Source organism: Actinomadura sp. GC306 (genome assembly GCF_004348665.1).
GTDB lineage: Bacteria > Actinomycetota > Actinomycetes > Streptosporangiales > Streptosporangiaceae > Spirillospora.
This window is the reverse complement of sequence record NZ_SMKM01000252.1, coordinates 1-9,837: the sequence shown is the minus strand read 5'-3', so window position 1 is coordinate 9,837 and position 9,837 is coordinate 1. Positions and strand designations below refer to the sequence as shown.

8 protein-coding genes are annotated in these 9,837 nt (G+C 73.9%); 6 read left to right on the top strand and 2 right to left on the bottom strand.

Translation table 11 applies throughout. The features are described from left to right. The 5 genes from E1200_RS26685 to E1200_RS26665 form a co-directional block, all read left to right on the top strand. Positions 1–1,118, top strand: a 1,118-nt coding sequence (locus E1200_RS26685; protein ID WP_131954831.1) for an SDR family NAD(P)-dependent oxidoreductase, incomplete at its 5' end; no start/stop codon positions are given. 6 nt (positions 1,119–1,124) lie between these two features. Next, a complete protein-coding gene (locus tag E1200_RS26680) occupies positions 1,125–2,372 on the top strand; it encodes a glycosyltransferase (RefSeq protein WP_131954830.1) in 1,248 nt (415 codons plus the stop codon). Then, positions 2,369–5,194: a lipopolysaccharide biosynthesis protein gene (locus E1200_RS26675; protein ID WP_131954829.1), complete on the top strand. Its 2,826-nt coding sequence runs from the start codon at positions 2,369–2,371 to the stop codon at positions 5,192–5,194. The genes E1200_RS26680 and E1200_RS26675 overlap by 4 nt, the downstream gene beginning before the upstream one ends. A gap of 2 nt (positions 5,195–5,196) precedes the next feature. Further along, positions 5,197–5,940, top strand: a complete 744-nt coding sequence (locus E1200_RS26670; RefSeq protein ID WP_131954828.1) for a sugar transferase — start codon at positions 5,197–5,199, stop codon at positions 5,938–5,940. Positions 5,941–5,962: 22 nt separating this feature from the next. Continuing rightward, complete coding sequence (locus E1200_RS26665) at positions 5,963–6,889, top strand: hypothetical protein (RefSeq protein ID WP_131954827.1); 927 nt, start codon at positions 5,963–5,965, stop codon at positions 6,887–6,889. Between the two features lie 24 nt (positions 6,890–6,913). Here the strand turns inward: E1200_RS26665 and E1200_RS33990 are convergent, their stop codons facing one another. Then, positions 6,914–7,087 (bottom strand): hypothetical protein, encoded by a 174-nt coding sequence (locus tag E1200_RS33990; protein WP_165950471.1) that lies wholly within the window; start codon positions 7,085–7,087, stop codon positions 6,914–6,916. Between the two features lie 181 nt (positions 7,088–7,268). After that, positions 7,269–8,825 (bottom strand): Rieske 2Fe-2S domain-containing protein, encoded by a 1,557-nt coding sequence (locus E1200_RS26660; protein WP_207933559.1) that lies wholly within the window; start codon positions 8,823–8,825, stop codon positions 7,269–7,271. 322 nt (positions 8,826–9,147) lie between these two features. Between E1200_RS26660 and E1200_RS26655 the strand changes: the two genes are divergently transcribed. Continuing rightward, on the top strand, positions 9,148–9,837 hold a 690-nt coding region (locus E1200_RS26655; RefSeq protein WP_131954825.1), incomplete at its 3' end, for a sensor histidine kinase.

The window sequence follows — 9,837 nt, the reverse complement described above, 5'->3', positions numbered from 1 at the left end:
CCGCCGCACCGTCCGCCGCACCGCACGCCGGCCCGTTCGACCCGCTGCTGAACCGGGACGAGATCCTGCTCGGCGATCCGCGCGGGCGGCGCCTGCTGCGCGGCCGGCGGGTGCTGGTCACCGGTGCCTGCGGGACGGTCGGCGGCGCGCTGTGCCGGCGGGTGTGGCGGCTCGACCCGGCCGCACTGTGCCTGGTCGACAAGGACGGCCGCGGGCTGGAGCGGCTCGCCCGGGAGCTGGCCGGGCGGCCGGGCGGCGGGCGGGTCACCCTCGCCGAGGCGGACGTGCGGGACGCCGCCCGCGTCGCCGCCGTCGTCGGGGAGGCGCGGCCCGAGCGGCTGTTCCACGCGGCGGGCCGGCACCGGCTGGCGGCCGTCGAGGAAGACCCGTGCGGCGGCGTCGCCGCCAACGTGCTCGGCACCCGGCACGTCCTCGACGCCGCGGTGCGGCACGGGGTGCCACGGTTCGTGCTCGTCTCGTCCGACCGGGCGGCGGAGCCGACGTCGGTGCTCGGCGCGACGATGCGGCTCGCGGAACTGCTGCTGCAGACGGCGACGGGCGGCCCGACGTGCTTCGCCGCCGTCCGCGTCGGCGGGGTCCTCGGGGCGCCGGGCGCGCCGCTCGGCCCGCTCGCCCGCCGCATCGCCGCCGGGGAGGTCGTGACGCTCGCGCACCCGGAGGCGGCGCGGCACGTCATGACGGTGGCGGAGGCGGCGGGCCTGCTGGTCGAGGCGGCGGCGCTCGCGGAGGAGGCGGAGACGTTCGCCCTCGACATCGGCCGCCCCGTCCCGGTGCTCGACCTGGTCCAGCGGTACGCGGCGCAGCTCCGCGCCCCCGCCGTGACGATCAGGTTCCGCGGCCTCGGCCCCGGCGAGAAGCTCACCGAGAAGGCGTTCGCCGACTCCGAGCGGCGCATCCGCACCGCCCACCCGAAGATCTGGGGGACCCGGCCGCCACCGCCGCCCGGCGGGCTGCCGCCGCTGCTCGACGCGCTCGCCGCGGCGGCCGGGGCGGGCGACGCGGACGAGGTGCGGCTGCTGCTGCGCCGCCTGCTGCCGGAGTACCGGCCGGCCAGGCGTCCCCTCCCGGCCAGTGAGGTGACCCGTGAGTACAGGTAGGAACCCGTGAGTACAGGTAGGAAGCTGCGCGTCGCGCAGGTCATCACCCGCTTCAACGGCGGCGGCGGCCGGGTGGCGCTGAACGGGGCGCTGGCACTGCCGGACGGCACCTACGAGCGCGCGATCGTCACCGGCGGCGTCGGCATGGACAGCGAACCGTCCGCGGGCCGCTCCGGCACGGGCCGGGACGCCGTCCTGCACGGCGACGAGGCCGTGGCGAACGCCGCCGCCGGCGACCTCACCCCCGACGCGCACCGTGCCGGGATGGAGATCGTCCAGGTGGGGCCGCTGGTGCCGCAGATCTCGCCGCGCGACGACCTCGCCGCGCTGTCGGTCCTGACGAGGGTGCTGAAGGAGGGGCGGTACGACGTCGTCCACACCCACTCGTCCAAGGCGGGCGTCATCGGACGGCTAGCGGCGGCGCGCGCGGGGGTGCCCCGCATCGTGCACACCTGGCACGGGTTCCCGTTCAACGAGTTCCAGTCGTGGGCGCGGCGCACCGCCTACATCCGGCTGGAACGGATCGCAGCGAAGCACACCGACGCCTTCCTCGGGGTCGGGACGGACACGGTGACGACCGCGCTGCGCCTCGGCCTCACCAGCCCGGAGCGGGTGCGGCTGTCGTGGCCGGCCGTGGACATCGACGCCTACGCCGCCGCGCCCGGGGCCAGGGCGCAGGCGCGCCGCCGCCTCGACCTGCCCCTCGGCGTGCAGGTCGTCGGGTCGGTCGGCCGGCTCACCTTCCAGAAGGGCCCGGAAATCTTCGCGAAGGCCATCGCCCGGCTGCCGGACGACGTGTTCGGGCTGTGGGTCGGCGGCGGCCCCATGGCGGAGCGGCTGGCGAGGCTCACCGCGAAACTCGGCGTCGAGGACCGGATGCGCTGGCTCGGGCACAGCGACGACGTCGCCGCCGTCCTGCCGGCGTTCGACCTGATGGCGATGGCGAGCCGGTGGGAGGGCCTGCCCTGCGCGCTGGTCGAGGCGATCGGCGCGGGGATCCCGCTGGTGGCGACGGCCGTCCCGTCCAACCAGGACCTCGTCCTCGCGGGCGAGACCGGGCTGCTCGTTCCGCCGGAGGACCCGGAGGGGCTCGCCGGCGCCATCGCGGCGATGCTCGACGATCCGGCCGCCGCCGACCGGATGGCCGAGCGCGCCCGCGGCCGGGTCGGCGCGTGGTTCTCCCCCGCCCACCTCGGCACGGTGCTGGACGAGACGTACCGGGGCACCTCCAGGCGGCCCTACCTGCGGACATGACCGCGACCGCGACCAGGGCCGCCGCGCGGACCGCCCCGGACGCCGGGGCGCCGCGGGACCTCCCGCCGCTCCGGCGGCCGGGCCGGTCGGCACGGCGGCCGGAGGCCGTCGCCCTGGTCGCCGGCATCGCGTCGCTGCCGATGCTGATGCCCGCCGGGCTCGCCCCCGGGCCCGGCAACACCGCCCTGCCCGACGCGGTGCTCGGCGGCCTCGTCCTGGTGACGTTCCTGTGGGCGGGGACGCGGAAGGCGCCGGTCCGCTGGCCCTACCTCGTGCCGACCCTGCTCACCGTCGTCGCGGGCGGCATCGCGGCCCTGGCCAATGACGGCGCCGGGTCGCTGACCCTCCTCAAAGACCTGTACGTGCTGCTGTGGGCGGTCTGCATCGCCACCCTCGGCCGCGACCCGTCACTGCTCCGCGTCGCGCTGCGCGCCTTCGTCTGGACCGGCACGTGCTACGCGCTCGTCATGATGGCCGGGTTCGCGATCGGGAACGACGCGCTGTCCGGCAAGCAGCCCGACGGCGAGCGCCTCATGTTCACGTTCGGCGACGCCAACTACGCGGCCAACTGGTTCATCTGCGTCTTCTTCATCGTGCGCGCCACCCGCTACCCGGAGCGGGCGTGGCTGCGCCGGACGGTGTGCGGGATCCTGCTCGCCGCCGAGCTGCTGACCGGCTCGAACGGCGGCCTGCTCGCGCTGTGCTGCGCCCTCGTGCTCGGCCACCTGTTCCGGCTGTTCCGCGAGGGCAGGGCCCACCACGCCGTCGCGGTCGGCGCCGCCGCCGTGTTCTTCGGCGGCGGCGCGGTCGTGGCGGTCGCCCAGATCGACGTCCAGCCGTTCCTGGACCGTGCCGGGCATGCGTCGCCGCTCCTGCGCGACTCCATCGGCCGGACGACCGGGGAGAGCACCGAGTCGCGCAGCACGGTCTTCGCCACGACCTGGGAGATGATCAAGGCCCAGGACCACCCGTGGGGCATCGGCGCCGCGCAGACCGAGACGCAGATGCGGGTCCGGCAGGAGGCGTACGTCCAGGAGGCGCACAACGACTACATCGCCTCCGTCCTCGAACGCGGGTTCCTCGGCGGGGTCGCGCTTGTCCTGCTGCTGTCGGTGCTGGTCCTGCGGACCCTGCGGATCGCGCGGCGGGACGCGCTGAAACCCGAGTACGCGCGGCTCGTCCCGCATCCCGAGCTCTTCGGCGCCCTGCTGGTGGTGTTCCTCGTCTGCGGGCTGTTCTACGAGGTCCTGCACTACCGGCACGGCTTCGCCGTCTTCGGGCTGATCGCCGCCCTCGACCTCTACGGCCGCCGCCGCGCACCCGCCGCGGTTCTCCCATCACCACGCCCATCACCACGCCCATCACCACGACCCTCACCACGGGCCGCCCCGCCGCCCCGCTGCACGCCGGAGTTCTCCGTCCCTCCGCCGGCTGCCGCCCCTGAGCAGGAGTCCCCAGGCGAGAAGGTCCCCGACAAGAAGAGCTCCGGCGAGAAGAGTCCCGGCGAGAAGAGTCCCGGCGGGAAGAGCACTGGCGGGAAGAGCACTGGCGAGAAGGGGCTTCGCAGGCGGCTCGTGTCGCTGGTCGCCGGGAACATGGCGGCGCGGGTGGGGGCGCTGGCGTCGCTCGGGGTCGCGACGGTCCTCGTCGCGCGGGTCGGCGGGCCGGAGCTGGTCGGGGCGTTCACGCTCGTACGGATCCTGCCGGGGCTGCTCTGCCACCTGTCGAACGGCGGGCTCCCGGCCGCCGCGCCCTACTTCCTGGCGCGGGACGAGCAGGGCCCGAGCCGGGTGCGGCCGACGCTCGCCTGGCTGACCGTCATCGGGGCGGTCCTGGCCGCGCTGAGCTGGCTCGCGCTGAGCCCGCTGCTCTTCCTGGTGTTCTTCGAGTCGTTCGGCGTCTGGGTGACGCTCGCCGCGGCCGTCCCGGCGTTCACGCAGGGGTTCGTGTCCGTCGGGAAGGGGCTGCTGCAGGGGACCGACGACCCGAACGGCGCGAGCCTCGCCATCGCCGTCGAGGAGTTCGTGTTCCTGCCCATCTACATCGCGATCCTGCTGGCCTGGCACGGGGCGGGCGCGCTCGTCTCCGGGCTCGTCCTCGCCGACCTCGCCGCCGCGGCGTGGATCGCGCGGCGGCTGCGGCGGCGCGGGTTCTTCCGCAGCTGGGGACGGCCCGACGCGCGGCTCGGCAGGACCATCACCGGGTACGGGTTCCGGGGCTACGTCGGCCAGCTCATCGACCTGCTCCAGCTCCGCTTCGACATGGCGCTGCTGGGCGCGCTCGCCGGGCCGAAGGTGCTGGGCGTGTACACGGTCGCCAGCAAGTTCGCGGAACTGGTGCAGCTTCCCGGCCTCGCGATGAACTATGTCCTGTACCCCGACTTCGCGCGGGAGGACCGGCGGAGCGCCGCGCGCCGCACCGCCGCGCTCATCCTGCCGGCGCTCGGCGTCTCCGTCCTCGCCGCGCTGCCGCTCGCGCTCATCGCCGGGACGGCGCTGCCGTGGGTGTTCGGCGACGTTTTCGACGACGCGGTCGTGCCCACCTACATCCGCCTCGCGGGCGTCGTCACGTTCGGGGTGACGGGGCTGATCATGGCCTACCTGTACGGGGTGGGGCGGCCGGGGGCGGCGTCCACCGGGCAGGCGATCGGGCTGGTGGTCGTCGTCGCGCTCGGCGTCGTGCTGATCCCGGCGCACGGCGCGGCGGGCGCCGCGGTCGCGACGTCCGTCTCCTTCATCGCCACCACGGCGGCCCTGCTGGCCTGGTTCCACCACGTGAGAGACCGGCCCGTCAGAGACCGGCCCGTCAGAGAGAAGGGGTGACCATGTCCGAGGACCTCATCGCCCGGCCCGTCGAACCGTCCGGCGGGGTCCCGCCCTCGCGCGGCCGCCGGGCGCTGGACATCGCGGGGGCGCTGACCGGGCTGGCGCTGCTCTCGGTCCCCCTGGTGCTCATCTACGCGCTGGTGCGGCTGACGAGCCGGGGCCCGGGGATCTTCCGGCAGACCCGGGTCGGGCAGGGCGGCCGGCCGTTCACCATCCTCAAGTTCCGGACGATGCGGCGGGACGCGAGCGGCATGAAGGTCACCGCGACCAGCGACCCGCGGGTCACCCGGCTCGGCCGGTTCCTGCGCCGCTTCTACCTGGACGAGCTGCCGCAGCTCGTGAACGTCCTGCGCGGCGACATGACGCTGGTGGGGCCGCGCCCGGAGACCTACGACCTCGCCGTGTACTACGACGCGCGGTTGCGGTGGATCTTCGACCACCGGCCGGGGATGACGGGGATGTCGCAGGTCAGGTTCCGCGACGCCGACGTCCTGCCGCCCGGCGAGGAGGTCGACCTCGCCTTCTATGTCGAGCGGCTCGTCCCGGCGCAGGCCGCGGTCGACGCGGTGTACCTCGGCGACCCGTCGATGCGCGCGACGCTCCGGACGCTGGCGCAGACCGTCTGGTACGTCCTCGGTTTCAGCGTCCCGCCGCTGCGGGTATCGGCGGACGGGAGCGTGCGGGAGGCGGCGGCGCCGCCGGAGACCGCCCGGCCCGCGGAGCGGCCGGGCTCCGCCGCCTAGCCGCCCGCCAGAAAAGGTACGCATGCGCCTCCGGAGCGTCCGGTCCCTGGTCACGGCGGCCGCCGCGGCCGCCGCCGTGCTGCTGCTCACCGGCCTCGTGCTCCGGCTGGATGCGGCGCGGCCCGCCCCCGAGCCGCCGTACCGGGGGCCGCCCGCCGCGCCCGGGACGCCCGCCGCCGAGCCGGCCGGCACGCGCCGCATCGCGCTGAACACCGAACCCGCCGACTACCCGCGCCTGCGCGCCCTCGGCTACGACCTCGTGGACGTCACTCCCAACGCGGAGCTCGTCGACGGCATCCCCCCGGGCATGGAGGCGATGCTGTGGGTCGGCAACTTCCAATGCGGGGACTTCGCGCTCGGCTTCGCGGAGTTCACGGACGCCGTCGACCGCTTCGGCCGGGACCCGCGGGTGTTCGGCTGGTACCTGTCGGACGAGCCGAACGCCGACGAATGCCCCGAGGTCGCCGGGGAGATCCGCCGCCGCGCCGAGTACATCGAGCGGAACGCGCCGGGGCAGGTCTCGTACGTCTCGCTCACCGACTTCCCGATGGAGCCGCTCACCCCCGAGCGCGTCGGCGTCGACCTGGTCGGGCTCGACCCCTACCCCTGCAAGGGGTCGGCGGAGCCCCTCGACCGCTGCGACATCGGGGCGATCGACCGGATGGTCCGCATGGCGGACGAGGCCGGCATCCCGCGCGCGCGGGTCGCGCCCGTCCTGCAGACGTTCGGGCAGAGCTGCTCCAGCGGCGACAAGCAGTACTGGCTGCCGACCCGGGCCCAGTTCCGGGAGATCCTCGCCCGCTGGGACCGGCTCGCGCCGAGGCCCCCGCTGGAGATCTCCTACTCCTGGGGCCACCAGGACGAATGGGCCTGCCCCACCCTCGCCGATGCCACCGGCGGCGAACACCCCGACCTGCAGAGCCTCATGAAGGCCCGCAACAGCGGTTGATCCGGGGCGCCGTCCCGGCGGGGATCAGTTCTGGCTCGGGCTCTCGCCGACCTGAGCCGGCCGGTCGGCGACGGTCGGCCGCTCCGGACCGGTCGGGAGCGGAAGCTCCAGCGATCCGAGCTTCAGGGCCAGAACCTCCATGACACCGACGACCAAAACGAACGCGACGGCCCATAGGCCGAGCCTCTTGCGGTCCACCCCGCGCACCCCTCTAACCCCCAGCTGAACAGCCAAAATACTAACACGTCATGATCTACACCCTTTGCCGGACACACCCTCCGTGCCCACATCGTGACCCGCTATTCGCGTTCACACACGTGCGGCGTGCTGCCGGTTATGGCGGACCGGACAACGGCAGCACGCCGCAGGCGGGACGGGCTCAGAGGCGGCGGCTGGTCAGGTTGGCGGCTCGGGCGTTCACGCAGTTCCCCGTCGCGAGGTCGAAGGCGAAGTTGTGGGCGAGGCAGTGGATCCGGCCGTCGCGCACCACGGCGCCCACCGACAGGTCCTCACCCGCGTGCGGGCAGTAGCGGGGGATGTCGTAGCGGGCGCCGTCGCACTCGACGGTGATGCGCTCGCTCTCGTCCCGTCCGGTCTCGTACTCCTCGACGGCCATCAGCGCGGGCGCGTTGGCGTGCTTGAGGAGGCCGACCAGGTAGTCGTTGTAGAGGTCGGGGTCGCGGTAGAGGCTGACGCGGAACGAGATCAGGAGGTCTTCCCAGGCCATGCGGCCGTCGAGGATGGCGCTGACCCAGCGGCCCGCGGTGGTGATGCGGTAGTGCGGGCGGACGTCGGGGGACGCCTTGGCGACGGTGAGTCCGTCCGGGGAGAAGTCCACGTCCCAGACGCCGCCGTTGGGGCCGGTCACCTCGAAGCGGACGATCATCGCGATCTGGCGGAGGAAGTAGTCGCTGAGGCCGCCCAGGTAGGCGAAGTGGGCGGCGAACCGCTCGTACAGGCCGGGCCCGGGTTCCGGATGGTCCGAGACCACCCCGGCGATGGCGTCCGCGCGGTCGGCGGCGTAGCGGTCGAGGTAGTCGCCGGGATCGGCGAAGGAGAACGCGGCCGAGACCGGGTCGCGGGTGCACTCGCCGGTGTCGAGGTCGAGGACGTCGCCCGGCTTGAAGTAGTCCCAGCGCTGTGCGGGCAGGTGCTCGCGGAGCCAGGCGGTGGCGGCGTCCGGGTCGCAGTAGGCGCCCTCGTCCCGGTCGAGGACCCAGTTGAGGTGGCCGACCTCCGCGTCCAGGAAGCACGGCGGGCCGGCGAACGGGGCGGCCAGCTCCGGCGCGGTCTGCCGGACGAGGCGCTGCACGGAGCGCAGCTTCGCCACCCGCTTGTCCATGGAGATCTTGGCCATCTCCGCGGCGGGGTACTCGTAGCAGATCGGGTGCCAGGACGCGACGGACGCCTGCACGGCCATCAGGTCGAGCCTGCCGCCCGCCAGGTGCTTGGCGCGGCGGGCCTGCGCGGCGGTGAGCCGGGCGTCGTTGCAGTGCAGGATTCCGCGCCCGTCCGCGACGACGAGAAAGGCCGCATCGTGACACATCGGGGACAGTTCCGGAATCGCGGTGATCCAGGACCCCCGATTGTCGAGCGGGAATTTCTCCCACGCCGGCACCTCGATTACCTGGCGGCCGCCGGCGGCGGCGATCATCCGTTCCCGGAAGGCCGGTCCGGGATAGCACGGAATGAGGATCCGGGTTCGCCCGGGAAGCCGCCTCAGCACCCACGGGTCGAAATGATCTAGGTGCTCGTGCGAGACCGCGATCCAGTCGGCGTCGAGCACCGCGGCGGCGTCGAGATGATCGTTCCTCGGGTACTGGTGCCAGGCCCCGAGGAACGCCCCGGTGGGGGCGAGCCACGGGTCCGCGAGCAGGCGGAAGGCGGCCGCGTCCACCGCGACGCCCGCATGTCCGAGAAAGGTTACCTTCGGCATGAGGAGACTGTCTCTCCCCGGCCGCGCGAGGGCACCCACAGGAATGCGCAAAGCGGCTACGCCGTAGGCATGAAAGAGACTCTTCATGAAAAGGCGGCCGAGGTTCGGCCTATCGCGCCTTGGACGCTTCTATAAAGGACATAGTTGACGTTACTCAGGTGTATGTCCACTTCTGGACATACACTCGGCTGTTGCCGCCAATTGACTGGACATGCGCGGGCGGGCGGGGTGACCGTCTATGGCGGGTGCCGAAGAACGTCGGACGGGGGTTCTCATGGGCAACGGACGGTCTCGGTCGTCGCCGGCGGACGTTTCGACGGGCGTGGGGACGCTCACCGGAACCGGTCCGGGCGGCCCCCGCGAGGCCGGCGCGGGACGTGCGGAGCAGGCCCTGTGGCGGCGGCGGCTCCGGCACGACATCCGGCACGAGCTCGGCACGATCATCATGCTGGCGTCGGCCGTCGTGGTCGCCGACGACATCGGCGACACGAGCCGCGCCCGCGTCGAGCAGCTGCTCGGCGAGACCCGCTGGCTCGACCACCTGCTCCGGCGGCTCGACGACGACGGGCCCGGCCGCGACGACGGCCGGGCGCTGCCCGTCCCGGAGCGCATCCGCGTGGACGACCTCACCGCCGAGGTCGTCACCGGAATGCGGCTGGCCACCCCGCACGAGGTGTGCTTCACCGGCGGCGAGGCGTGGGCCCACATGGACCCGGTCGCGCTGTGGCGGGCGGTCCGCAACGTCCTGGACAACGCGTGCCGCGTCGCGGAGGGCCGGGTGAGCGTCCGGGTCGAGACCGAGCAGGGGTGGATCGCCGTCCAGGTCGACGACGACGGCCCCGGCTTCGGCGCGGACCGCGGGACGCACCGGCCGGGTCTCGCCTCGCTCGGGCTCGGCATCGTCCACGACCTCATCTCCGGATACGGCGGCAGCCTGGAGATCCGCACCTGCGAGATGGGCGGCGCCCGCGTCCGGATGCTGCTCCCCGCGGCCCCGCCCCCGGCGCCGGCC